Annotated in this window: 20 protein-coding genes; 13 read left to right on the plus strand and 7 right to left on the minus strand. The window is 45.2% G+C overall.

Annotated elements, in window-relative coordinates:
• Positions 1-95 precede the first annotated feature (95 nt).
• From Q0785_RS03440 to Q0785_RS03455, 4 genes are all read left to right on the plus strand, one after another.
• Positions 96-1508 (plus strand): sodium:solute symporter family protein, encoded by a 1413-nt coding sequence (locus Q0785_RS03440; protein ID WP_298825488.1) that lies wholly within the window; start codon positions 96-98, stop codon positions 1506-1508.
• A 1-nt stretch (position 1509) separates the two neighbouring features.
• On the plus strand, positions 1510-2862 hold the full coding sequence (locus Q0785_RS03445) for an amidohydrolase family protein (protein WP_298825490.1): 1353 nt from the start codon (positions 1510-1512) through the stop codon (positions 2860-2862).
• Positions 2863-2880: 18 nt separating this feature from the next.
• The gene (locus Q0785_RS03450; protein WP_298825492.1) at positions 2881-4059 is read left to right on the plus strand and encodes a Zn-dependent hydrolase; all 1179 of its coding nucleotides are present in this window, start codon (positions 2881-2883) and stop codon (positions 4057-4059) included.
• A gap of 264 nt (positions 4060-4323) precedes the next feature.
• On the plus strand, positions 4324-4791 hold the full coding sequence (locus Q0785_RS03455; RefSeq protein ID WP_298825494.1) for a hypothetical protein: 468 nt from the start codon (positions 4324-4326) through the stop codon (positions 4789-4791).
• Positions 4792-4895: 104 nt separating this feature from the next.
• On the opposite strand, the gene arr is transcribed toward Q0785_RS03455, so the two are convergent.
• On the minus strand, positions 4896-5312 hold the full coding sequence (gene arr, locus Q0785_RS03460; RefSeq protein ID WP_298825496.1) for an NAD(+)--rifampin ADP-ribosyltransferase: 417 nt from the start codon (positions 5310-5312) through the stop codon (positions 4896-4898).
• 625 nt (positions 5313-5937) lie between these two features.
• On the opposite strand from arr, the gene Q0785_RS03465 reads away from it, so the two are divergent.
• Positions 5938-7077: a M14 family zinc carboxypeptidase gene (locus Q0785_RS03465; protein ID WP_298826131.1), complete on the plus strand. Its 1140-nt coding sequence runs from the start codon at positions 5938-5940 to the stop codon at positions 7075-7077.
• 134 nt (positions 7078-7211) lie between these two features.
• Here Q0785_RS03465 and Q0785_RS03470 read toward each other — a convergent pair whose 3' ends face one another.
• The gene (locus Q0785_RS03470; RefSeq protein WP_298825500.1) at positions 7212-8516 is read right to left on the minus strand and encodes an acetamidase/formamidase family protein; all 1305 of its coding nucleotides are present in this window, start codon (positions 8514-8516) and stop codon (positions 7212-7214) included.
• Between the two features lie 593 nt (positions 8517-9109).
• Between Q0785_RS03470 and Q0785_RS03475 the strand changes: the two genes are divergently transcribed.
• The gene (locus Q0785_RS03475) at positions 9110-10642 is read left to right on the plus strand and encodes a BCCT family transporter (protein WP_298825503.1); all 1533 of its coding nucleotides are present in this window, start codon (positions 9110-9112) and stop codon (positions 10640-10642) included.
• Positions 10643-10830: 188 nt separating this feature from the next.
• On the opposite strand, the gene Q0785_RS03480 is transcribed toward Q0785_RS03475, so the two are convergent.
• Both Q0785_RS03480 and Q0785_RS03485 read right to left on the minus strand, forming a co-directional pair.
• Positions 10831-11070 (minus strand): hypothetical protein, encoded by a 240-nt coding sequence (locus Q0785_RS03480; protein WP_298825506.1) that lies wholly within the window; start codon positions 11068-11070, stop codon positions 10831-10833.
• A 15-nt stretch (positions 11071-11085) separates the two neighbouring features.
• Positions 11086-11595: a glycine/sarcosine/betaine reductase selenoprotein B family protein gene (locus Q0785_RS03485; protein WP_298825509.1), complete on the minus strand. Its 510-nt coding sequence runs from the start codon at positions 11593-11595 to the stop codon at positions 11086-11088.
• A 349-nt stretch (positions 11596-11944) separates the two neighbouring features.
• On the opposite strand from Q0785_RS03485, the gene crtI reads away from it, so the two are divergent.
• The 3 genes from crtI (at position 11945) to Q0785_RS03500 (ending at position 16295) form a co-directional block, all read left to right on the plus strand.
• Positions 11945-13450, plus strand: coding sequence for a phytoene desaturase family protein (crtI, locus tag Q0785_RS03490; protein WP_298825512.1), 1506 nt, complete (start codon positions 11945-11947; stop codon positions 13448-13450).
• Positions 13451-14028: 578 nt separating this feature from the next.
• Complete coding sequence (locus Q0785_RS03495) at positions 14029-15243, plus strand: dicarboxylate/amino acid:cation symporter (protein ID WP_298825515.1); 1215 nt, start codon at positions 14029-14031, stop codon at positions 15241-15243.
• Entirely contained in the window at positions 15240-16295 is a 1056-nt protein-coding gene (locus Q0785_RS03500; RefSeq protein ID WP_298825518.1) for a threonine aldolase family protein, read from the plus strand. The genes Q0785_RS03495 and Q0785_RS03500 overlap by 4 nt, the downstream gene beginning before the upstream one ends.
• A 27-nt stretch (positions 16296-16322) precedes the next feature.
• On the opposite strand, the gene Q0785_RS03505 is transcribed toward Q0785_RS03500, so the two are convergent.
• Complete coding sequence (locus Q0785_RS03505) at positions 16323-17489, minus strand: AI-2E family transporter (protein WP_298825521.1); 1167 nt, start codon at positions 17487-17489, stop codon at positions 16323-16325.
• A 408-nt stretch (positions 17490-17897) separates the two neighbouring features.
• On the opposite strand from Q0785_RS03505, the gene xylE reads away from it, so the two are divergent.
• Entirely contained in the window at positions 17898-19307 is a 1410-nt protein-coding gene (gene xylE / locus Q0785_RS03510; protein ID WP_298825524.1) for a D-xylose transporter XylE, read from the plus strand.
• Between the two features lie 129 nt (positions 19308-19436).
• Here xylE and Q0785_RS03515 read toward each other — a convergent pair whose 3' ends face one another.
• Together Q0785_RS03515 and Q0785_RS03520 are read right to left on the minus strand one after the other, a co-directional pair.
• Positions 19437-19913 (minus strand): SRPBCC domain-containing protein, encoded by a 477-nt coding sequence (locus Q0785_RS03515; protein WP_298825527.1) that lies wholly within the window; start codon positions 19911-19913, stop codon positions 19437-19439.
• 109 nt (positions 19914-20022) lie between these two features.
• Positions 20023-20457, minus strand: a complete 435-nt coding sequence (locus tag Q0785_RS03520; RefSeq protein WP_298825529.1) for an OsmC family protein — start codon at positions 20455-20457, stop codon at positions 20023-20025.
• A gap of 151 nt (positions 20458-20608) precedes the next feature.
• Between Q0785_RS03520 and Q0785_RS03525 the strand changes: the two genes are divergently transcribed.
• The 3 genes from Q0785_RS03525 (at position 20609) to Q0785_RS03535 (ending at position 25259) form a co-directional block, all read left to right on the plus strand.
• Positions 20609-20866, plus strand: coding sequence for a type II toxin-antitoxin system prevent-host-death family antitoxin (locus tag Q0785_RS03525; protein ID WP_298825531.1), 258 nt, complete (start codon positions 20609-20611; stop codon positions 20864-20866).
• Positions 20867-21124, plus strand: coding sequence for a Txe/YoeB family addiction module toxin (locus tag Q0785_RS03530; RefSeq protein WP_298825533.1), 258 nt, complete (start codon positions 20867-20869; stop codon positions 21122-21124).
• Between the two features lie 361 nt (positions 21125-21485).
• Positions 21486-25259, plus strand: coding sequence for an AAA domain-containing protein (locus tag Q0785_RS03535; RefSeq protein WP_298825534.1), 3774 nt, complete (start codon positions 21486-21488; stop codon positions 25257-25259).
• Position 25260: the final 1 nt, after the last annotated feature.

Below are 25260 nucleotides of genomic sequence, written 5' to 3' on the forward strand. Positions count from 1 at the left end.
CTTAATGTCTTATTATTTGGGATATTTGATTTGTCTTAATATTCTTCATAATATAGGATTCCAAGTACTACATCAATACACAAAGGGGTTTTTCTATGAATACAAATGTAATTTTGTTTGTGACGATTGCGGTTGTTCTATTGGCTATCGTTATTTTTTCTTACTTTTTGGGACGTAAGAAGCAAGGGATAGAAAACTGGTACGTAGGGGGCAGATCACTTCCTCTGTACGTACAAATCGGTACGCAGTTTGCGACGGTGATGGGTGGAGCGGTGATTGTGGGCCTTGTCGGTACTGCTTATTCGAGCGGCTGGTCGACATTGACTTATGGTTTATTGACGATGGTTGGGTTTATTCCATTTCTGTTCATGGCAAAGTGGCTGAGAAACAGTGAGTTCGAGACACTGCCGGATATTATCAAAAAGATTTACGGGAACCATCCGGTATTATCTGTCTTAACGATTCTGAGTACCTTAATTGTTCCATTCGGTTGGATGATTACACAGCTTGTCGGTTTTGGGAAGATATTTTCGACAATCACTGGAGTCGATGCATCGCTTATGGTAACGATTTTTGCGGTCATCAGTTTAGCGTTTGTTCTGCCGGCAGGGATGACTTCTGTTGCATGGACAGATTTTATCTTTGGTTGTGCTATGGCAGTCGGAGCTGTTATCGCTTTCTTCATGGCTTTGGATATGGGTGGTGGTTTCCAGACGATCATGTCCAGTACACCAAGTGAAATTTCAGATTTCCCAAGCGGACTTGTAGGTGTAGGGATGGGAACAGTGCTGTTTTGGGTATTCGGTGTGATGCCGGGGAACTTGACCAACCAGCAGCTGTACCAGCGCATCTTCTCTGCGAATAATTCAAGGAATGCGACGATTTCCATTGGCGTGACTGCTGTGCTTTTTGCAGTAGCAACATTCTGGTCATCGACAATCGGTTTGACTGTCCGTTCACTTAATCCGTCACTGGGAAGTCCGGAGAATGCAACTGGGTGGTTTTTGACGCAGACACCGAGCTGGTTTTTGATTATGTTTGCGGTGTTTATCGTAGCGACAATCATGTCTACGCTAAGCAGTGCAGTTCAATCAGTTGTTGTGACCATTACAAAAGATATCTATACGAATTACGTTAATCCCGATGTTAAAGAAAAGAAATTGGTTTCTATATCCCGCATTGTATCGGTTGGCGTTTTGGCGTTGGCTGTGGCGTTGGCGAACTTTTATCCGCAGGCACTCGGCTGGATTATCGCATCATTCGCCTACTCGGTGTCAGCGTTACTCGTCCCGATTCTAGGCGGATTTATCCTAAGAGATAAAGAAGTCTTGGATTACCGTGCAGGAATTGCCAGTATTGTGATGGGGGTGGCTGGTTCTGCAATCGCTCATTCTCTTGGCTCAGATTTATATGTCCTGTTTGGCTTGATTGCGTCAGTAGTCGGCTTAACGGTGTCCTATTTTATCCTGGCTGCTGGGGTAGCATCCACAAAAGCGAAGGAGAGTTGAAATGAAATTTGATAAAGTGATCATTGGGAATATCGTTTTGCCTGACTTGAATTTTTTAGGCGAAATCGGAGTGAATGACGGAAAAATCGTGGAAATATCCAAAACTACAGGGGTTCTCGAAGGGCAGGATGTCTATCATTATGGAAAAGACTTTGTCTTTCCTGGTTTCATCGATGCGCATGTCCATTGCTACAGTAATCCGAATGAAGGCATTAAACGAGCTTCTTACGCGGCAGCGAAGGGCGGCATTACGACTTTCCTGGATATGCCGTATGATCTGCCGGTACCCGTGGCAAGTGTTGAAGTGCTGAAAAAGAAAATTGAAACGATCAATAGGGAAGCTATCGTGGATATCGCTTTATGGGGAACCATCCCGAAAGAAGACGGCGCAAAAGTGATCGATGAATTGGCGGATGCTGGAGTGGCAGGTTTCAAGCTCTCGACATTTGAAACGGATCCCTACCGGTTCCCGAGAATAGCGGATGCGGACATATTGGAGGCTATGAAGAAGACGGGGAATCGAGATTTGGTTATCGCTTTTCATGCTGAAAACGATGAGTTGTTGACGAGATATATTAAAGATGCGCAAGCAGAAAATCACTTGGAGCCGATTTACCACAATCTAACAAGGCCTCCGGTAACGGAAACGACTGCAGTCATTAAGCTGTTGGATATGGCTTCCTGGGCAGATGCGAAATTGCATATTGTGCACGTCAGCCATGCGAAAAGTCTTGATTATATCAATTGGTTCAAGCAACAAGGAACGAACGTCACAGCTGAAACCTGCTACAATTACCTGTTATTAACGACCGAGGATTTGAAGGAGCAGGGTCCGAAAGCAAAAATCAATCCCCCTCTCAGACAACCACAGGAAGTGAGAGAACTGGAAGCGCAATTACTGGATGACAGCATCGACTTCATCACTTCGGATCATGCGCCGTGGCAAAAAGCGGACAAATCGATTGGAGATGCAGATATCTTCAAAGCGAAGTCAGGGACTCCCGGTCTGGAAATTATGATTCCGTTATTGTTTGACCATTTAGTAGGGAATAGAGAAGTAACTGTCAGCCATTTTGCCGACTTGCTGGCGTTTGCTCCTGCTAAACGCTTCAACCTTATTAATAAAGGATCGATAGAAACAGGGAAAGACGCGGATTTTGCGATCATTAAAAATAGTGAGCCCTGGAAAGTGGATGAAAACAGTTTTCTTTCCGTTTCTGATGTTTCGCCGTATCATGGTCAGCAAGTAGACAATCGTATTGAAGCTACATTTGTCAGGGGGCAATTGGTTTATTCACACAGCACGGGTGTAAAAGAGCAGGCCACTGGCCGATTTGTAAAACCAAATGAATGAGTGGGGAGGTAATTCAAGGTGGAAGTGAACAATCAACGGTTACTGGCAATGCTGGAGGAAGTGAACCAAATCACTTCAGAAGGTGAAGGGATCACACGCCTGGCTTATACGGAGCAGGAACAAGCGGCATTGGACTGGTTCATCGAAAAATGTCAGCAGCATTCGATTCGAACGCACCGCGATGCCATCGGCAATGTATTCGGAACTGTGGGTCCCGAAAGTGAAAACGGCATTCTGATCGGATCGCATCTTGATACGGTCAAACACGGCGGGAAATACGACGGGGCACTTGGTGTCGTCGCGGGATTGGACCTGTTGATTACGCTTGCTGAAAACGGCACGCCATTAACGAGACCTGTGACGGCCGCTTCATTCCGCGGTGAAGAATCGAATATTTTGGGTGGTACATTCGGCAGCCGCGCGTTTTGCGGAACTATCCAGATTGATGATAATTTAAAAGAACGGTTGAAAAGTACGCCTTTCAGCGTTCAGCAAATCGAAGAGTCATACGGGGCAGGACGCTACAGCGATTATTTGGAACTCCACATCGAGCAGGGGAGAAATTTGGAGGCTGAAGATGCGCCTATCGGAATTGTCCATGCGATTGCCGGCATCAAGCGGCTGGACGTCACGGTCCACGGAGAAGCTGCGCATGCCGGGACCACAGGGATGAGAGATCGAAAAGACGCATTGATCAGCACAGCGAAAATCCTGCTGGAATTTGAGCATATCGTCAAGTCGTTTGATGAACCGAATGTCGGGACTGTCGGTGAACTGTATGTCCATCCGAATTTAGCGAACGTCGTACCGGGACGAGTGGACTTCACCCTTGAAGTCAGAGGGACGAACATCAACATCATGCGCGAAATAGCGGACCGGTTTACGGCTTATGCAACGACTCACCACAGAGTGAGCATCAAGCCGAATATCGAAAAGCACCCGTCCGATTTATCGGAAAAAATAGTTGCGACTGTGAAGCGGGTTTGTAAAGAAAATGGACTGGAATACCGAGTGATGATGAGCGGCGCCAACCACGACGCCAATTCACTGGCTTCTGTCATGGATTCCGGGCTTATCTTCATTCCGTGCCTGCATGGTGTCAGCCACAATCCGAAAGAATTCGCTGAACCAGCTGACATCGAGACTGGTGCGAATGTGTTATTAGCGAGTGTTTTGAAGTTGGCTGAACTGGACTAAGAAGATCTTCAGAATAAAAAAACTGCCATTCCAAAAAGGAATAGCAGTTTTTTTCGTTAAAAGAAATTCAAGTATCTGCTATCACTTCGCAATCCCAGGCGTTAAAAATACTCACATCATCGAAACGAAAATTAGAAAAGCTACACTGATTTAAAATTAAAAATAAGCTTTTTTGTAGGAAATAGGCCACATGCAGAGAACATATATATATATATAAAGAATGTGCTTTTGCTGATTTTTAAAAAAAGTGAAAGGGTGTCATTTATGAAACCGGGAACTCGCACAGAGGTGATGGAACGGCTTGGCTTTTTCATCGGCACGTGGACAGTGGAAGTGACCCATCCGCATCTTCAGCCTAATCCGATTGTCGGTGAAACAAAATTTGAATGGATGGATGAAATGTATATCATTCAGCGTACACATATAGATAAAGCAGAATTTCCGAGCAGTACGGTCATCTATGACTGGGATTCGGCTTCGGGCAATTACGTGCAGCATTATTTTGACACACGTGGCGTAACGCGTTTGTATCAGATGAGTTTTGAGGGAGGCATTTGGAATCTGTGGAGAGATGTCGCTGACTTTTCGCCACTCGATTTCTTTCAGCGTTTTACCGGAGAAATTGGTGAAAGCGGAAATGTGATAGAAAGTGTGTGGGAACAGTCAGAAGAAGGCATCGAATGGAAACATGATTTCAAGCTTCTGTTCAAAAGAAAAGAGCGAGCGCTGTAGACCGAGAACGGTCAACTATTGTAAAAGCCTTTCCACTAAAAGAAGCCAGCCGCCACACCTTTTTGGAATGGCAGCTGGCTTCATATATGTTCTTTCTAAAAAGATCAATCAATTATGATTGCCTTTCCTTGTTCACGCAAAGACTTTAGAGATGTGAGCATATGATTGATTTCTTCTTCGGAATGTCTTTCCCAGGCACCTAATTCGGCGATAACTTTGAGAGGCGATTTAGACCTGTAGGACCGTGTTGGGTTTCCGGGAAATCTTTTGTCGGTCAAGTTCGGATCATTTTCAAAATCACCTAATGGCTCTACAAGATAAATTCTTTCTTTGGAAGTGGAAGCTGCCAATTCTGCTCCCCATTTAGCAGCCTCCAATGTGGCCGTGAAATAGATGTAATTGGATTTCCTGTCCTGGTAATTGGATGCGTGCTGCGCTTCCAACAGCTCCCCAATCTGCAATTCCGCTTTCGTTCCGTGAAAGAAAGGGCCACGGTCTAAGATATCTTTTTTTTCATCCATACGGATCTGCCTCCTGTTCTGTAGCTTTTTCTACTAGTATAGGGGAGAGATTAGAGCAAGAATAGTCTGTAAATAATGTATTGGTAGCGGTATAATAGAAGTAGAGAGACGGATGCTCCACCTCATGGTGGCATCTTTTGCATAAAGATATTTTCTTCATAGCTTGTGTGGGATTGTCCGGAACAATTAAGAAGTAAATAAACCAAGCACAAACCGCCACTCCTGTTCAGGAATGGCGGTTGTTTTCATTTTGGGAGAAGTTTATCTTACTGTTGATTGATGAAGGGGGGAGAAAGCATTTGAAAATAAAGGAAGATGGTTTTATTTATATAAAGTATTTAGTGGGTCGAAATATATAGGTCGATATATGTCTATTGGTATAAGAAATTCTAATGAAACTAAGAACGCCTATTACTAAAGAATTGAATATTCTAAATATATTTACTATTTTTTATTTTATTGCTAAGCTGTTTTTGAGTAAAGTAAAAGACTTGAAAAAAGGAGGCTCGAAAGGCCCTCAAAAGAACGTATTAGCTGCAAATGATAAAAACAGAAGGAGTGGGGATTTTTGAAAAGAAAATGGGCGGGTACAGTTGGGGTATTAAGTTTGTGTACAGCATTGGCAATGCCGGTATATGCGGTGGAAAATGAAACGAAACCAGCGCAGCATCATCATGATAATGGCATTTCCGGATTTATCGATTACCAGGAACTGCAAAAAAGCCTGAAGCAAATTGCATCGATCAGTAAAGGGACGGTTCAATTGGATGTGGCCGGGCAGTCTCATGAAGGCTTGGATATCTATACTGCACGGGTCGGTACCGGAGACAAGGTGCTTCTTGTCCAAAGTGAAATCCATGGCAACGAAAAAACAGGAACGGTCGCGATTCTTAACCTATTGAAAACTTTATCCAATAATTCAAAGGAATCACGTGCTATCCGTGAAGAAGTGACAGTCGTTTTCATGCCGATGATGAATCCGGACGCTTCGGAAGCGGATAAGCGCCGCAACAGCCTAACATGGAGTGAGACGCTGGAAAGCTTCCCTCAATTGGCAGGCGCAACGCCTTCATGGAACTACTTGGACCGCGGCATCAGCCAAAACTATGATTACGGAGCCAATCCTGGGTTTGACGTGAACCGCGATTTCAATCCGGATCTTGAATATGTGCCGCAAGCACAGGACTTCCCGGGAGCTTCAAACCAACCGGGATGGTTCATCACACCGGAAGCGCAGACTTCCCGTGACGTCTACACCTCTCTGCAGGAAGAGTTCGGCAATGTGGACGTCTTCGTCGACTTGCACCACCAGGGCCTTTACTATGTCGATGGCACAGCTGATCCTGTAACGCTTTCCCTGTCGGCCCAATTTGTCCCGGATCCATCCACTCCTGAAGGCGCGAAGTATGCCGAGTACGCCGACAACTACGATTACGATTTCTCGAGACAATTGAACTTGTTGGCATACAACGAACTTCAGTCCTACGGCGAGTCGAAATTCACCAACATCTCCCTCTATTCGCAAGGGCTTGACCTTCCCGGAACAGCACTCGGAAGCTACGCTTTGAATGGCAGCGGCACCGTCTTGTTTGAAGTAAGAGGGCAGACACAGAGCCTGGGGCAAAAAGAAAAAGGACAATTGGTCAAATCGGTTGAACGCGGCCTTTCCGGAATTATTGAAGGTGTCGCAGACGGTTCCGTTGAACAGTTGGACCCGGAAGCTTACGAAGAGATTCCGCTTACGGCTTATCGTCCAGCATTTTAATCGGGTATGCTGCAGTTATCCATCACTCCAATAAATCCAAGCACTATCGGCACACTTCTAGGTGGAAGTTGACTGCAGCAGCACAACCAAATACACAGACAACCGCCACTCCTGTTCAGGAATGGCGGTTGTTTTCATTCTCCGTATTGGGTTTTTACCAGCTCCAACAAATCGGTTTTCTTCAAATACTGCTCAGGCGCCAGGAAAGTCACGGTGACGACACCTGGGTGGCGGCCGATTTCAATGGCGCCGGTGATGGTCGAGCGGTTCATGATTTCAGGTACGGTCACACCGAAGAAATCTGCAGCGCGTTCCAGACCGTTTTCTGTGGCATCGTTCAAATTCGGTCCGGAGCCGATAAACGACACGGGGTAGGAATTCTCGATTTTCGGGACGTTCCAGGCGTCGGCGATTTGCTGTGCGGATTGTTTTTCTTCCGCAGTGAAAGGTTTCGCTGTATAAGGCAGGTCATCCACATTCGGCAACAGGATCGGCCCTTGGATATTCAAGCCTTTCAAAACATGGACCTGAAGATGGGCGATGCCGGAAACGTCGGCTGTGTGTCCGGCGATTTCCCCGTCGCCTTGCATGGCGTGCATGTCGCCGAGGTAAACGCCGCCCCCGGCAACTTTCACCGGACAAATCAACACAGCACCGGCACGCACCCGGTTGACGTCCAGATGTCCGTCTGTCCGGTGGGTCTCCAATTCTTCCTGCGTGCTCTTGAAATCATGGGGGGCACCGACCAGGAACGAACCAAAGTCACCGGCATTATGGGAATCCGGTGTCGGACGTGATGGCGTCGTCCCCAATTGGCCGAGGAACGGACGCATGCGGGCCATTGTGCCGACCAGGTCGTGCGGCGCAAATGTGACCACAGGATTCTGTACAGAAGCTTCTGGTGTTTTCATAAATGTACGTCCGTCACGAGCGATGGTTTCGGCAGATTCCTGCGGCAAGGTCAAGCCGACATCGCCTTTTTCTCCAAAGAAGATGGTATAGCCGTTGGTGAAGACAAACGGAGTAGCGTCCGCTCCGCAATTCGCACAGCGTATGGCTTCCATGCCGATGCCTTTGATGACAGTTTCGGGATTCTTTGTACCGCATTCGGGACATTTGGCTGCTACGTAGCCGTCACCGTCTGCGCGGTCTTCAATCATTTTATCGTTGCCGGAAGCGGTGGCCTGTGAAGTCACCGTAACGGATTGGATCCGGATGGCGATCGCATCTCCGGGTTCCGCCCCTTCCACATAAACCGGTTTCGTCACTTCATGGCCGCCTTTGATGCTTGGGGTGATCATGGGTCCCCAGCAACCCGGAGCCGTATTGGCGATAATCGTTCCGCCGTCTTTCACGGGTCCCAGCATTTCTTTTCCGGGATCTAAAATGCCATCTACAAAATGATTTACGAATAATGTCTCAACCGCTGTTTTGTCCACAAATATCCTCCTCATTTTCTGTAATTGTCTGACTACTTGAATTATAGTCCGTTGAAAACATCTTTAATAGTTTTTAGCTCCAGGTGGATGAATCGGTATGAGGGAAGTTCTGTGATCACAACTTTTCAAAATATCCGGAAATAATAATTTTTTATAATGATTTATTTGGTTCGGTGAGTAAGGAACGAAAACCCAAAGGTACAAAGGGTTTAACCTTCTTTTTTTGTCAGAACCATTCGGTGCATGAAGATGCATTTTTCTATTTCAGCTGAAATTTTGATGAAAATCGTGTATAATTGATTGTTGACTCAGTAAAAAAAGTGACACGGAAGCGGAAAAGGACGGTTTTGGCTGACAAAATACCGCTCGTTCCCAGAATGACAAAGCTTAGGAATAGGCTGGTTCGACAAGGTTTTAACACAACTAGTTAAGTGGAAAACGGTACAGGTCAGTTAGCAGACCTGAACAGTTTAATGGGTTAAATGCGATTGCTTCATAAAAAATAAGTTGTATTGGTTTTGCATGATACATATATGTTGTCCAATAGAAGTAAACCCGCCGCAAATAATTTTAGACGGGAGCTATACATTAAGATGAAAAAAGTTTCAGGAGTATTTTTTAGTTCAGTGGCTATCATGTTGGTGCTTGTCTTGTTCGGCATCACCATGCCAGATACGCTGGAAAAAATGACCGGCAATATGCAGGCGTTCATCACCACGCATTTTGGCTGGTATTATTTATTGGTTGTTACGTTTTTTGTAGCAGTTTGTGCGTATTTCTTATTCAGTCCAGTTGGCAAGATCAGACTGGGAAAACAGGATGAAAAGCCTGAGTTTTCACGCCCAACTTGGGTTGCGATGATTTTCAGTGCCGGTGTCGGCATTGGATTGATTTTTTACGGAACAGCTGAACCACTCAGTCACTTTGCAATCAGTTCACCAACTGGCATCACCGGAACCGAAGAAGCAGCAAAAGACGCCATGCGTTACACGTTTTTCCATTGGGGTATCCACGCATGGGCCATTTATGGGATTGTCGGACTGACCGTCGCTTACTTTACGTTCAGAAAAGGGGAGCTCGGATTAATCAGCAAGACATTGCGTCCGCTATTGGGCGACCGCGTTGACGGATTCATCGGAAAAGCGATCGATGTCATAGCGGTTGTTTCAACTGTTATTGGAGTAGCGACTACACTTGGATTCGGTACGGCCCAAATCAACGGCGGCTTGACCTACCTGTTCGGCGTTCCAGCAAGTTTCTTGATGCAGCTTGTCATCGTTCTTGTGCTGACGGTTTTGTTTTTAGTTTCAGCATCAACCGGCCTAAGCAAAGGGATCAAGATTTTAAGCAACGCCAATATGGGATTGACGGCTGTCCTGTTCATTTGTGTACTGATCTTCGGACCCACTTTGTTGATCATGAATTTGTTCACGGACACTCTTGGCGCTTATGTCCAGACATTCGTCAATATGAGTTTTCGCTTGGCTCCATTTAATGAGGAAGGCCGCGAGTGGATCAATGGCTGGACCATCTTTTACTGGTCTTGGTGGATTGCCTGGTCGCCGTTTGTCGGCATTTTCATTGCCCGGGTTTCAAGAGGCAGAACCATCCGGGAATTTGTCGTTTACGTCTTGTTGATTCCTTCGCTTATCGGATTCATTTGGTTCTCGACATTCGGGACTGCGGCGATTTCAGGAGAAAACACAGGTGCTGTGGCACTTTCCTCATTACCGACAGAAGCTTCACTCTTCGGATTGCTGGAGCAGTATCCATTCAGTCTGGCTTTGTCGATTTTGACTATTATGATCATCGTCACTTTCTTCGTTACATCTGCTGATTCAGGTACGTATGTTCTTGGAATGATGACATCGAATGGTTCACTTTTCCCGAGCGTTCGGATTAAAATGATCTGGGGCTTTTTCCTTTCTACTACAGCGCTCGTCCTTCTCTATTCAGGTGGTCTGCAGGCATTGCAGAATACTATGATTATCGTGGCATTTCCGTTTTCCATGGTTATTGTTTTGATGACTTTCAGTTTGATCAAAGCGGTCAACCTGGAAGCGAGAGAAATGGGAATGGGCCTGATTAAAAAGAAAGAAACCAAAAAAGAAGTAAGAGTTCGATAAGGGAGAGGAGGGATTGAAATACTTGATCTCCCAACAGGCAAGTGTTCGAGTTAAACGGCTTGTCTGTTGTCTCTTTTCGGCCATTAATTCTTCAGTAATAAATAGAAAAGGCGGTGCCAGCGACTCAGTGAGTTGTTGGTGCCGCCTTTTTTGTGGAGAGCGTCAACTTAAGCCCCGTCCTCTTTTCCTTATGACTTGTCCTGATAGATTGCCCTTGTACCGGATGGAAGCGTGAGCAGTTCGATCAATTGGTCCAGCACTCTTTTCCTCGTTTCAAAGTCGAACGGTTCACCGCACGGACGGCCCATTTTGAAAGGCACCTGAAGTGTTCGCGGAGCGCCGACTTTGTCCGTGATTTCCGGAAACAAAGTGATCATGGCTGTTGGGATATGTGAAGCTTCTAAAGCCCGGGCATACAGCCCAAGCACGTTATGGCAGGATCCTCAGCCAGGCACCAGGAGCGCTGCGTCAATGCCTTCGTTATCGAAGAGTTCAACGACTTTCGGGATAAAGTCTTTTTCCGCTATAGCCGTGTCGAGGATTCCGCCGTTCAGTCCGACATTGATTTCGGAAACCCTTCCAATCTTCCCGTCTGCTGCTGCCTCTTTCAGCTGATGGAGCGGGAAGACGATGGACGGATCGGTTTTGGCGAACTTGGTATCGAAATAGATATGTGTGACTGTCAGCTCCTGTTCTGTAATATCTGATGGGATTATCCGAAACGAAGGATCTCCGGCAGGATTGTCCACATCAAACGGTTTGTCCGATTTCAAGTGAACACCGGCTGTCGAAACCAGGGCTACTTTACATTTGGACAAGGGATTTTGCAAAATGGCCTCGGGCAAATTTTTGTTTTCTTGCATATGGCTCATGGTGAATTTCTGGTAGGCATTCGTGAAATTGCTGGAAAACGTCCGCGACAGTTTCGATTTCAGCTTTGTCTTCATTTTCATGATCCGCCATTCCTCCAGTTCGATTAGTCTACTGGATAGTATTCGCTGGCAGATTGAAAATTCCTGTATGGAATTTTTCTTTAGGCTTACTTATTGAAATGTATGCTGATTGCCGGAATGGTGGTTTTTATTTTAAAAAGTACTAGTAGCATCGTCTAATCAAGTCTTTCAATGTGGACATTCAGACAATTCTGCTTCTATAATAAAGTATGTATAAAAATTATACAAAAACTATATAAAAAAAGTTTTTAAAGCGGTTGACCAGGGAATTATAAATGGTATGCAGATTTTTTGGTACTTTTTGAATACATGATGAAAAATTACTTTGGAGAAGAAAGGCGGTACATGCATGGTGAATCCTAAAAAATCCGTAATCGTGATCGGGGGAGGACTCGGTGGGTTATCCGCGGCTATTTCCCTTGCGCAAAAAGGGTACGCTGTTTCTTTATATGAAAAGAATGGCCATATCGGCGGGAAAGTGAATCGCCTCGAGCAGGATGGGTTCGGTTTTGACTTGGGCCCGTCGATTTTAACGATGCCGCATATTTTCGATAAATTGTTCCAGGGAAGCGGCAAGCGGATGGCGGATTACATTTCGCTTAAGCGGCTCGATCTGGAATGGCGTTCGTTCTTTCCAGACGGTACGGTGTTGGATCTGTACCATGACCTTCATTTGATGGAGCGGGCGAACCCTGCGTTGTCCCACGGGGATATGAAAGAGTATCATGCCTTATTGAAATATGCGCAGCGGATTTACAAGACGACTGAACGAAGCTATTTGAAAGAAGGTTTTGAGTCGCCGAAAGAAGCAGTTGCGCAAAACGGGATCCTTGCGACCTTGATTGGATTCGATTTGACTTCGACGATGTACAGTGCGATCTCAAAACGCATCAGCAATCCGCATCTGCGGGATATGCTGTCTTATTACGTCAAATACGTCGGTTCTTCTCCTTACAGCGCACCTGCAGTCCTCAATATGATGATCTACATGCAGCATGCGCAAGGCTGTTGGTACGTGCAGGGCGGGACGCATAAATTGGCGGAAGGCTTGGAGAAGCTGGCGCGAGAAGAAGGTGTTCAAATCCATACAGGTATGGGCGTGGTGCGGGCGCATACCAATCAGGACAAGCAGATCGCGGGCATTGAACTGGAAGATGGATCGTTCAAGAACGCCGACTATTATGTATCGAATATGGAAGTTATCCCGTTCTACAAGAAAATGGTGGAAGCGGATGAGAAGTTTGTCACGAAACTCGTGGAGAAATATGAGCCTTCAAGTTCTGGTCTCGTCCTCCATCTGGGCGTCAAGAAAACCTATCCCTTGCTGAATCACCATAACTTCTTCTTTTCGGAGAACTTGCATGAACAGATGGACAAAGTGTTTGAAAAGCACGAGCTGCCGGACGATCCGACGATTTATCTGGTCAATGTCAATAAAACCGATCCGACGCAGGCACCGCCTGGGCATGAAAATATCAAGATATTGCCGCATATTCCTTATATACAGGACAAGCCGTTTACACCCGAAGAATACCGGGAGTTTGAAGAAGTCGTGCTCGACAAGCTGGAACGCATGGGCTTGCATGGATTGCGCGAAAATATCGTGACACGGGATGTCTGGACACCGCACGATATTGAACGCACTTATGGCTCGGATCGTGGAGCCATCTACGGAACCGTTTCCGATAAAAAGAGGAACGGCGGCTTCAAACATAAAAAACAAAGCGAACTCTACGACAATCTTTATTTTGTCGGGGGCACCGTCAATCCTGGCGGCGGCATGCCGATGGTGACACTTAGTGGCCAGCAGGTGAGCGATAAGATCGTGAAACGCGATCAGGCAAAGAAGAAGTAAGACGGTACAGTTCTTCCCTAATACGCAACTCATAGTGCTGCTTTTTTTGCAAAGGAATTATATCTAGTCAGCCTTTAATTTAGTATCTAAAGTTGAAATAAAAAAACGCTACCTTTGAAATCAACCGATTTCAAAGGTAGCGTTTTTCTATTTAATAACAGAATAAGAAAACATAAATAGTAGTTTCATATCGAATTCGAAGCTAGAAAAATATGTAATTTTTAAAGATGCACATAGAACTTCAACTGTACAACATATTTTTGCCGACAGCGTAACTGGACACGGCAATAGAATGTGCTGCCAATTCCAGCAAACCTATTCTCGCCATATGGGAGGGACATGGTTGTTATCAAGTATGTAAATAGAAGGGTTAGTAAAGTGGGTTTTCAGTTAAAATATTTAAAATTTTCAATATAATTAATTTTTTTGGTGATATAATTATTACATCTTTTTTAACGGTGTGGAGGTGAAAAGCTAATTTATACATTCAAAAATTCATAAAAGGAGGTGTGAAAGATTAATCAGCAGTACACAAAAAATATGATACTTAATTAAAATAATAGATTGGGGGAAGAAAAATGAAATTCGGTCTAATTCCTAAACTAATGCTTGGGCTCGGTATCGGTATTTTAATTGGTTTGTTCGGTCCAGATTGGATGATACGTATTACCGAGACTGGAAATATGTTATTAGGCAACTTGATAAAATTCTTTATCCCATTAATTATTTTTGCATTTGTAGCGGCAAGTATTGCAGAATTTTCTTCTAAAGCGGGGAGACTATTAAGCTTTACAATTGGAATTTCTTATTTAGATACAGTTATTGCTTGTGCATTAGGAGCGGTGGCAGCCTATCTAATTATACCTAGTTTTGCTTTAAATACTTACCAAGCCGTAGAAGCTGTTGAAATCGGTGCACCGTTTGTTGTATTAGATATTCCACCAATTATGGGAATCATTTCAGCACTTGTACTAGCAATTGTAGTTGGAATGGCTTCTTCATGGGGAGAAGCGAAAGTTCTTTCTGCAGGTGTAATAGAGTTTAGAAACTTAGTGGAACGTGTCATTAGAGGATTCATTGTTCCAGTTATTCCGATTTTTATTGCATGTATATTTGCAGGTTTGGCGGCAAAAGGCGAGCTTTTTGGCACAATGGCAGTATTCGGAAAAATGCTAGTTTTAATTCTAATCATGCAAGTAATTTGGCTAGTTATAGAATATACAGCAGCAGGAGTCATTTCGAAACAAAATCCATTAACTATGTTTAAGGCAATGCTTCCAGCGTATTTCACTGCTATGGGAACTATGTCCAGCGCTGTTACTATGCCTATTTCTCTTAAACAAGCAAGAACGGTTCCATTTATCAATAAGAGAATTGCGGACTTTGTGATGCCACTTTGTGCGAATGTTCATCTTTCTGGAGCAGCCATGACATTAACCATTAGTGCAATTACAGTTTCTTTATTAACACAAGGAAGCCTTCCGGCAATCGGGCTAATTATATCGTTTATTCTTATATTAGGTGTAATCGAAGTTGGTGCAGTTGGAGTACCAGGAGGCTCTGCTTTAGCTGCTATCGGGATTTTACAGTCTACGCTTGGATTTAATGAAGCAGCTATTGGACTTATGCTTGCTTTGTTTATGATTCAAGACAGTTTTGGGACTGCAACCAATATTGCAGGAGACGGAGCTATTGCAATGATTGTGAATCGCTTCTTTGGCAAAGATGAAGAACAGATAGAGATAGCTGATGAAACTGATGTCGTTAATAATTTGGAGGAAGTAAGATCATGATAAATGGATTTTTGGATTTGAGGAGTGATACAGTAACATTGCCGAAAGTTGAAATGATGGAAGCCATTTCTAGTGCAACTCTTGGTGACGATATTATGGGAGAGGATGCTACTGTAAATCATTTACAGAAGAAAGCAGCAGACTTGCTTGGTATGGAAGATGCACTCCTCGTGATTTCAGGAACAATGGCAAATCAAATCGCTATTATGAATTTTGCGCAACGTGGTGAAGAAGTTATTGTTGGAAGTGAATCTCATATTTTTAATTTAGAAGGAGCAGCGTTGGCTGCGGTTGCACAAGTACAAGCAAGGCCAATGTCTGTAAGAAATGGCTATTTTGACCCCGAAGAAATTGAATCCTCGATTTCTGCTGGCGATATCCAACGAGCAAAAACAGCATTAATTTCTATCGAAAACACTTATAATCTAAACGCAGGACAGATTGTTTCAATTGAAAATATGAAAGAAATAAAAGATGTTGCTGTTCGAAATGGACTGCCTGTTTACCTGGACGGGGCAAGGATTTTTAATGCTGCCGTGGCTTTAGAAGTAGAACCCAAAGAATTATGTAAACATGTAGATGCAGTACAATTTTGTCTAACTAAAGGATTAGGTTGTCCTCTAGGGTCTATTCTTGCAGGTTCAAAAGATTTTATTGGCAAAGCCAAAATGAATAGACAACGACTTGGGGGCGGAATGAGACAAGCAGGCATAATAGCAGCTCCTGGTATCTATGCTTTGGATCATATGATTTCACGGTTAACAGAGGATAACCAAAAAGCTTATTATCTTGCTAAAAAACTTTTGGCAATAGACGGAGTGAATATAAACCTAAATAATGTCCAAACAAATATTGTCGCTATAGATATTTTGAAAGAAGACATGGTTGCGGATGAGTTTATTGAGCTTTTACAAAAGCAGAAAATTAAAGTAAAGAAGATTGGAAGAAAAAAAGTACGGATGATTGTTCATTATATGATTTCGAATGAAGACCTTGAATATATCTTTGAAAGTATACGAAATATCATGGAGAATAAAATTGTATCCCTGTGAACCTTAAAATTAAGACCCTCTTCGAAATCAACCGATTTTGAAGAGGGCCTTTTTGTGTTGAACAAGTACATATAAATCAGCACAATCCATAGACCTAGCAGTCCGGCTCTTCAACGAAGCGCAGGGTACTTCAACCGGATGAGGCGGTATAGATTCTGTACGATGGCTTTGCCGACCGCATAGACAGGAATGACGAGGATCATGCCGATGATTCCGGCAAAACTTCCCCCAAATATAGAGAAGGGAAATGATGGTTACTGGATGCACTTCAAGTTTATGGTCCAAGACATTCGGTGATATGAGGTTGCTCTCCAATTGCTGAATGACCAAGATGGCAACTGCGGTCCAGAACGCCAGCAGTGGCTCCTGGAAAAAAGCTACGATCAATACCGGTACAGCACCGATGAATGGTCCGAGAAACGGAATCAGGTTAGTGAACATGGAGACGAGTGCAAGAATGACGGCATATTCCAAGCCGAGCAGCATATAGGCGATCAAACTGAGTACACCGACGAATAAGCTGACGATCGCCTGCCCCTGGATATAGGCACTCAAGTTTTCATCCATATCCTGTAGGATTCTCCGTCCTTCGTCACGTGAATCCTGAGGAAGGATTTTGAGGAAACGGTCTGGCAGGCGCTCCCCGTCTTTCAGCAGGAAAAATAGCACGAACGGGACGATGACCAATTTGGCTAATATGCTGATAAAGCTGGCGAGAAAGCTAAGGATTCCAGCCCCAAGACCGGAAAAGGTGGCAGAGAAATTATCGGTCAGTGTGGATGGCTGAAGCGCCGGCATGACGCTTTGTTCTTCAATGTATTGCCACCAGTCGCTTTGCAGCGCCCGATTGATCCAGCTCTGGACGCGTCCGATAATAAAGGGGAAATTGTCGACCAATGTCATGATCTGACTCAACAATATAGGACCAAGCCAACTGCCGAGAAGGAAGATGATAAGGGTGAAGATAAAGAAAATCGACAGGATCGCCGTTACACGACCCATCCGTTTTTCCAGCAAACTGATGAGAGGACGGAAAATATAGTACAGGATGCCTCCGACGATGACAGTTGGAGCGATAGTTGAAAAAATGACACGGAACGGATAAAGAAGAAATGGCATACGGGCAGCCAGATACAGAATGATCAGAATGAGAACAACGCTGTACAGGAATAAAAACCATTTTGTTTTCGGCATGCGAAGCCCCCCGACTTCCGGCTGCCCTGTTTTGCATAAACAGCCTTTGTTTCCCTATTACCTGTAAGCATCCGCATTAAACACGGATGGGCTTCTGGGATTATCATCAATAATTAAGTCGGATTATCAGAAGAAACGTGGAACCCATAGTTGGTGAATTTACTGGTGAATCACAAACGGAAATAGGGAGTTTCATAATCTAGAGGGGATATTACATCGCTGACATAAAAAGCTGCAAAATTGAATAAGCTAACGAAAAATTTAAAAACTTTTATTCCGAAATAATAAAAATTTAAAGAAAACTTAGTTTAATCGTTGCACTAAGTATTAGAGTATTGCTACAATACTGATAACGCTTACAGATTGAGAGGAGGAAAGGGCAGTAATGATTCTGCTCTTGCTAGCCAAATGAAGAATTCTAAGCTTTTGTACATCGTTGGCATTACCTTAGTAGCAACACTGGGAGGTCTTTTGTTCGGTTATGACACGGCCGTCATCTCTGGTGCAGAAAGCTCGCTGCAGACCTATTTTACCGATAGTTTGGGGCTCAGTTCCTTTATCCACGGATTGACGGTTTCCAGTGCGTTGATCGGCTGTATCATCGGCGGAGTTTTATCAGGATATTTTTCTGCAGGTATCGGTCGCAAATATACTTTAATTATAGCTGCATTTTTATTTCTAGTTTCCGCGCTTGGCTCTGCTTATCCTGAATTTTTATTCTTCACACCAGGCGAGCCGTCTATCGCTTTGCTGACAACGTTCAACTTTTACCGGATCATCGGTGGAATCGGCGTCGGCCTGGCTTCTGCAGTCGCTCCGATGTACATCGGAGAAATTGCTCCTCCAAAATTGAGAGGGCGCCTCGTCTCGTTGAACCAATTCGCCATTATTTTCGGCATGTTGGTTGTCTACTTCGTCAACTGGGGAATCGCGAGAGGCCAGACCCTGGAATGGATCAATGATCTCGGCTGGAGATACATGTTCGCTTCTGAAACGATTCCAGCACTTCTGTTCCTCTTGTTGTTGTTTTTCGTTCCGGAAACACCGAGATATCTCGTGTCTAAGCACAAAGACGACAAAGCAATGGGCATTTTGCTGAAAACGTACGATACCACTATGGCAAAAGCCACTTTATATGAAATAAAAAATTCCTTTGATGACAAGAAAGAAAAACTCTTTGCTTACGGAAGAGGAATTATCATTGTCGGAATCCTGCTTTCGGTGTTCCAGCAATTTGTCGGTATCAACGTAGCCCTGTATTATGCACCGCGCATCTTTGAAAGCATGGGTGCTGGGCGCGATGCTTCACTCTTCCAAACCATCGTCATGGGCTTGGTCAATGTCATCTTCACGATCATCGCTATTGTCACTGTGGACAAAGTCGGCCGCAAGCCGCTACTGATCATCGGTTCCATCGGGATGACCATCGGGATGTTCGGTGTGGCAGGGCTTGCGTACTTCGAGCAGATCGGCACCGCCACGTTGGTCTTCATCATCATCTACACAGCTTCGTTCATGATGTCATGGGGTCCGGTCGTCTGGGTCTTGCTGTCTGAAATTTTCCCGAACAAAATCAGAGGGCAGGCATTGGCGATTGCCGTTGCATTCCAGTGGGCCGCCAACTATTTCGTTTCATCAACTTACCCAGCGATGATGGAAGTAAGCGGCGCGATGACTTACGGAATCTACGGCGTGATGAGCATCCTTTCCGCATTGTTTGTCTGGAAGTTCATTCCTGAAACAAAAGGCAAATCACTGGAAGAACTTGAAATCATTTTGAAGAAGTCACAAGACGCAAAAGCAGTAGTCGATCAATAACAGAAACCGAGCCGCTCTATCCAGGATGATCTGGGTGGGGCGGCTCGGTTTTTTAAAAAATATAACGAAAACAATAAATGATTCTTATGAGTTCATTTGTCTTCATTAGATAAGCAGAGTTTGCCCAGTCTATATCTCAATAAACTGGGCAAGGTTTTCAAGTGTGGAAGCTAAACCATCGTTATGATCTTCCTTCCGGATCCCTTCAGGAACATGTTCACAAACGATGGTGACCTTTGTTCCTTCCAACACAGCTTCCAAATACCAGGTTTGGATCATCTCGCCGGTAAACGCTGGATCTTCAGAATCAAACTGGCCGGCCAATACGATTTTTGTGTCGGGAACCAGTTCCAGAAATCTCCCTTGGGAGACGTCGGTATGGTCTGAGGTTTTGCCGGGATTTGAATGATCGGTTTCGTACGTCAGCGTCAGTTTATAAGCTCCGCCTTCTCGAGAATCGAACACATCGATATAAGCGGACATTCCTTTAGATGGGAGCCAGGAACGCAAAGCTTCAGGATCCATAAATGCCTGATAGATGGCTTTAGGCGTTGCTGCAATCACTCTTGAAGCAGAATCGATTCTGTTGCTGGGTGGATGCGCCATGTTCAACAACCTCCTGTATTTTGTTTGGTATAGTATACCCAATTTGGGTTAGAAATTATGCCGGATACTTGGGCCTAATTAGCCTGATCCATGCCATAAAAAAACGCCGCTAGTCAGCGGCGACTTCTTCACCATTCAGCATGAGCCGGTAGCGGACCTCCGCTTTAAGCGAATGGGCGACAGGACAATATTTTTCTCCACTCACTTCAATGGCATGCAGCACTTTATCTGCAGCAATATCACCTTCAATATGGAAGGTCACTACAATGGACAGGAACTCTTTAGGTGGGTTCCGTCGTTTTTTTCCTTCGGTGATGATCTCGAGGGAACGAATCTCTTCCATCTTCGACCGCAAAATCATGACGACATCCATGCCGACACATCCCGCAAGCGAACCGAGCAGTGCCTGCATCGGCAATAGTCCTTGTTCGTTGCCTACTCCCTGATGAGCATCCATCGTCAGTGAATGCCCGCCTTGGCCGACTGCCGAAAAAACAAAATCCCCTAGCCATTTCGTGGTGAGCATCAATTGATCTGTCTCCATCACGCATCCTCCTCCTGTTTTTCTTACAGTGTATCATCTATTGTCTGAATAGTTTATCGGAATTAAACCTTCTACTAAAAATTGGGGACCAGATCTTATATTTTATTTATTGTACAAGATGTTGTACAATGTTTTTAAGGAAGGTGATTATATGGAAGCAATCAATTATTCTTCGTTGCGAAACAATCTAAAAGGTTATATGGATAAGGTCACAGACGACTTTGAAACGATAGTGGTTACACGGAAAAACGAAAAAAATGTCGTTATGATATCCGCTGAGGAATACAATAATTTGATGGAAAACATGCATTTACTGGGTCATGAAGCAAATCGTAAGCATTTGATGGAGTCCAAAAAACAATTGGAAGAAGGCTTGTCTGCTTCACAGAGCCTTTTAGAACTTGATTGAATGAATATTATCTTTACAGAGAAGGCTTGGACAGAATACACTGATTGGCAAATCGAAGATAAAAAAACTTTGAAGCGGATTAATTCATTGATTCAAGATATTCAACGCAATGGATACGAAGGCATAGGGAAACCGGAGCCTTTGCGCTATGATCTGAACGGCTATTGGTCAAGAAGGATCAATGAAACAGATCGTCTGGTTTATCGAATTGACGAAAAGAATGTCTATATTCTGCAGTGCAAGTATCATTACAAGTAGATTCTTTATCTGTAAAATCAAAAAGTGTGAGTGGGAATAAAAAACTACAATACTCATTTTCATAGAACAGCTACCACTTTCAACGAAATCAACCGGTTTCGAAAGTGGTATTTTTTGTTTGTCCGTCTTTATTATTGCCTATACCGAAAATCGTAAAACAGAGCCTTATCAGAAAGCATCCACCTGGAGGGATTTCTTCAGGCCTTGCTTCTTCATTTCAAGAAAAAACGAACATATATTCGCGGAAAATCACAACTTTTAAAGCTAATTACCATCAATAGATGATATGATTAGATGAAAACAGATCAGGTGGAATGAGCCGGTTTGAAAATTCTTCAGCTTTAAAAGAACAGGTGATTAGATGGTTAAAGCACAAACAGCAACAATCAGAACTTCAATACGGTTGACCAAGACGGCTATGGAAAAAATGGGAGGGTTCGGAATCAGCGAACGCTCGTTTTTTGTTGCGGACAAAGCATTCAAGGTGTTCATCGAACGTTACCCGTCCAACGCGGATGGCGAGCTTTCGGTTGCGTTGATCCTGGACAGCGCGGAGAATGTCCGGCTGGCCGGCAAAGAGCTGCAAGGGGCGATCGTCCTGCACGGTGTCTTCACGAATCACAATTTGCTGATCACCAATTTGACACTCCGAAAATCCTATCAGGCGCTCGGAACCAATTGGCAGCGAGAGGAATACATGGTATTTGACCGCTCCCGTGATCCCGCTCCTGTTTCGCTGATCAATCTCGTCAACCGGATGACGCCAGCTAAGGACAGTTCGGATTATGTCAAAAAGCGGATCGGCAGCTGGGAAGGCTATTTGAAGATCCAGGAACGCGGCATGGACATCCCGGACATCAAGACGGGTTATTCCAATCTGGCGTTCAGTCATGATTTCAGCCGCATCACCTTGAAGGGCTGCCAACTGAAAGACACAGAATGGAAGTCATTGAAAAACCTGACCGTACGGCTCACCGGAATCCAGGGCGACATCGGCACAGTCATCAAAGCGGCGAACCGTACAGTGGAAGTGGAACTTCAAAGTTATATCATCAAACAGCTCCGTGAAAAAGGGCTGTCACTCGATAAAAAGGAAGTGGTCTTCAGCAATTTTGCGGCCTTGAGCCAAATCAGGCGGCTGCGGAAGGGCTTCGCCAATCTGGAAAAAGGGCTTGCGGTCAATCCGAACCTGGACCGGATCCTGTTCGAGGAAAAACCACCGGTCAAGCCGCTCCAGCCTTTAGAGAAATTATCCTTCCATAACCGGTTGAATGAATTCCAGCAAAAAGCGGTTTCCGGGGCGATGGCGGCTGAAGATCTGTACGTCATCCAGGGACCGCCGGGGACGGGGAAAACGACGGTCATTTCGGAAATCTGCCTGCAGAATGCCCGGAAAGGCTTGCGGACGCTGGTCGCTTCGCAATCCAATCTGGCAGTCGATAACGCACTCGGCCGTCTGCTTGCCAATAAAGACATCCGGATTTTGCGTGTCGGACGGACGGAGAGCATCGAAGAAGAAGGCAAGAAATTCATCGAAGAAAATGTCGGGCAGTACTGGAAAGACCATACGCTGGCAGAAATCACCGATCAATACGAAATGCGTGAAAAACGCGAACCGGAATTAAAAAACGAAATTTTGGCCAATGAACAGGCTACTTTAAAACTGCAGCCGGTCTATGAAAGTTTAGAAGCGGCAGTTGAAGAGAAAAAAGCAGCACAGAGCAAGCAACAAGCCATCCAAAAGCTGCTTGAAAAAGAGCAGATAAAACTGGCAACATGCGAACTCGAGAAAGACAAGGCTGGAGCCCAAAGCCAGGAAACGAAACAGCAGCTGCAGAAACTTAAGGATCGGATCGATCAGGATTCCACCTTTATTGACAGCAAAGGAACCGGTGATTGGTTCCAGCAACAGCAGCAGTCTATCCAGCAGCGCCTCAACGTGCTTCAGCGCGCACTTGGGCTGAACCGGCTGGAGCAGGACCTGTCGGTAAAAAGGCAGGAACTCGCTGTGATTACAGAAAGACGCGACCAAATGGCGGACATCATCGAACAGAAGGAAAAGGCCGTCCAAAACATGGATAGCATCAAGAAAATCGACGGTTTGCTTCAAGTGATAAAAGAACAGCGGGTTGAGGAAGTTCCCTCTTTGACCTATTTGATCAACCGGCTGGAAGCGAACCGCGAAAACATGGAGGAATGGGGCAAGCTCAATCAATACAACGAGCTCGTCACCGCTGCGATTGCCTATCTTGAGAAATTATTGGCGCCGACCGGCATTTCCTTCGCCGATTTCAAGCAACAGACGCTAACACAGAATGGTGCCTATACCTCTGCAGAAATCGATGAGTATTTGGAGAAGCTCCGGACGCTGTTGAAAAGCTCGCAGCGGACGGATGCGGCAGTGCTGAAAAAAGCGCTTGCCGGTTTGTACAGACGGCAAAACAATCTCTGGAGCAGAGGCGCCAAGCTTAAATCCTTGGATGTCTATGCAGCAGAATCGAAGCGGGCTTTCCAGGATTTGAAGAGGGTCTTGTGTGAACAGCTCGTCAAGCAGCAGAAGCAATACCGGTTGTGGGACGAGAAATGGCTCGAAAAGCAGGAAAAGCACGAAGAAGAGATGGCTCCGCTTGAACAGCGCTACCGGGAAATGCCCGATGCGGCTGAGCTTCCGGACGATATCGAAGCGGCGATCCGCAGGCTTAAATCAGAGCTTGCCGAACTGGAAAAACAGAAAGCTTCTTTTGATGAGGCACAACAGCGGATAGAAGAGCACCGAGCTGAACGCATCCAAAAGACTGCAGATCTTGAACAGACGGAAGCGAGAATCGCTGCTATCGACAATGAAATCAAGAAAGTGGAAGCGGCGATCGCGGATCGCGAACAAGAGTTGGCTGCCCTACACGACATCCTGTCTTCCGACGTGGAGCGGCAATTTGAGCAGGCGGCGAAAGAGCTTGCCAGTCTGTCGTTCACCAAAGAATCGCTCAAACAGGAAATGAAGAACCTGCCGTTGCTGCAGTCGGTACAGAAGAAATGGCTGGATTTATTGGCAGGGGCGAACGAACACGATTTGGACGAGATCCGGAAGTTGTATATCAAGCACGCCAATGTCATCGGAACGACCTGTGTCGCTTCGGCGCGCAAGGATTTCATCGACAACTACCCGGAATTTGATGTGGTCATCATCGATGAAGTATCAAAAGCCACGCCGCCGGAACTGTTGCTGCCGATGCTGAAGGGCAAGAAAATCATTTTGGTCGGGGACCATCATCAATTGCCGCCGCTTCTCGGCAACGATACATTGGAAGAAACACTGCAGGAAATGATCGATGAAGACAACGGTTTCGAAGAAAAGAAAGAGCTCGAAAAGCTGTTGGAAGAGTCGCTGTTTGAGAGGCTCTACAAAAATCTGCCGGCTGCCAATAAGACGATGCTCGCAATCCAGTACCGGATGCACGAAGACATCATGGAAACCATTGCGCCGTTCTATAAATTGGAAAAGGATCAGCTGCAATGCGGCATTCTGGATTCCGACCGGGAACGCGACCATCTGTTGGAATCGAGCGCTGTGAAACGCAGCAATCACCTCATGTGGCTGGATCTGCCGAATGAATCGGCTTATTTTGAAGAGCGGATGAACGGCGGGAAAAGTTTGTATAATGCAGGGGAACTCCAGGAAATCCGTTCGTTATTGGTGGACTTGAATGAAGCGGCTGGAGAAGCGAAGCAAGCTGGAAGAATCCATATGGACCAGCAGAAGAGCATCGGCGTCATCAGCTTTTACGGTGAACAGGTCAAGCGCCTTCAGCGCATGATCGACCAGGAACTGCGCCTGCCGCATCTGACTGTCCGGACTGGGACGGTCGACCGCTTCCAGGGAAGTGAACGGGACATCATCGTACTCAGCATGGTGCGCAATAACCAAAACAAGCATGGCGATATCGGCTTTGCGAAAGATTACCGGCGGTTGAACGTGGCCTTGTCACGTGCCAAGGAATTACTGGTGCTTGTCGGCAGTTCCAAGATGTTCACAGAACGCGCCAAACAGCCGGAAACGAGAAAAATGTACCGGCATGTATTAGAAGTCGTGAAAAAGAAAAATGGTTTGAAGACCTTAGAGAAGAGCAGGGGGTGAG

Origin of the sequence: uncultured Planococcus sp. (genome assembly GCF_947501725.1) — a bacterium.
GTDB lineage: Bacteria > Bacillota > Bacilli > Bacillales_A > Planococcaceae > Planococcus > Planococcus donghaensis_C.

Excerpts from the sequence above, each read along its gene's own strand:
- Q0785_RS03455 (WP_298825494.1), top strand. The coding sequence starts at position 4,324 with ATGAAACCGGGAACTCGCACAGAGGTGATGGAACGGCTTGGCTTTTTC.
- Q0785_RS03465 (WP_298826131.1), top strand. The coding sequence starts at position 5,938 with ATGCCGGTATATGCGGTGGAAAATGAAACGAAACCAGCGCAGCATCAT.
- arr (WP_298825496.1), bottom strand. The coding sequence starts at position 5,312 with ATGGATGAAAAAAAAGATATCTTAGACCGTGGCCCTTTCTTTCACGGA.
- Q0785_RS03530 (WP_298825533.1), top strand. The coding sequence starts at position 20,867 with ATGAATATTATCTTTACAGAGAAGGCTTGGACAGAATACACTGATTGG.
- Q0785_RS03440 (WP_298825488.1), top strand. The coding sequence starts at position 96 with ATGAATACAAATGTAATTTTGTTTGTGACGATTGCGGTTGTTCTATTG.
- Q0785_RS03520 (WP_298825529.1), bottom strand. The coding sequence starts at position 20,457 with ATGGAGACAGATCAATTGATGCTCACCACGAAATGGCTAGGGGATTTT.
- Q0785_RS03495 (WP_298825515.1), top strand. The coding sequence starts at position 14,029 with ATGAAATTCGGTCTAATTCCTAAACTAATGCTTGGGCTCGGTATCGGT.
- Q0785_RS03500 (WP_298825518.1), top strand. The coding sequence starts at position 15,240 with ATGATAAATGGATTTTTGGATTTGAGGAGTGATACAGTAACATTGCCG.
- Q0785_RS03485 (WP_298825509.1), bottom strand. The coding sequence starts at position 11,595 with ATGAAAATGAAGACAAAGCTGAAATCGAAACTGTCGCGGACGTTTTCC.
- Q0785_RS03505 (WP_298825521.1), bottom strand. The coding sequence starts at position 17,489 with ATGCCGAAAACAAAATGGTTTTTATTCCTGTACAGCGTTGTTCTCATT.
- xylE (WP_298825524.1), top strand. The coding sequence starts at position 17,898 with ATGAAGAATTCTAAGCTTTTGTACATCGTTGGCATTACCTTAGTAGCA.
- crtI (WP_298825512.1), top strand. The coding sequence starts at position 11,945 with ATGGTGAATCCTAAAAAATCCGTAATCGTGATCGGGGGAGGACTCGGT.
- Q0785_RS03515 (WP_298825527.1), bottom strand. The coding sequence starts at position 19,913 with ATGGCGCATCCACCCAGCAACAGAATCGATTCTGCTTCAAGAGTGATT.
- Q0785_RS03525 (WP_298825531.1), top strand. The coding sequence starts at position 20,609 with ATGGAAGCAATCAATTATTCTTCGTTGCGAAACAATCTAAAAGGTTAT.
- Q0785_RS03475 (WP_298825503.1), top strand. The coding sequence starts at position 9,110 with ATGAAAAAAGTTTCAGGAGTATTTTTTAGTTCAGTGGCTATCATGTTG.
- Q0785_RS03535 (WP_298825534.1), top strand. The coding sequence starts at position 21,486 with ATGGTTAAAGCACAAACAGCAACAATCAGAACTTCAATACGGTTGACC.
- Q0785_RS03445 (WP_298825490.1), top strand. The coding sequence starts at position 1,510 with ATGAAATTTGATAAAGTGATCATTGGGAATATCGTTTTGCCTGACTTG.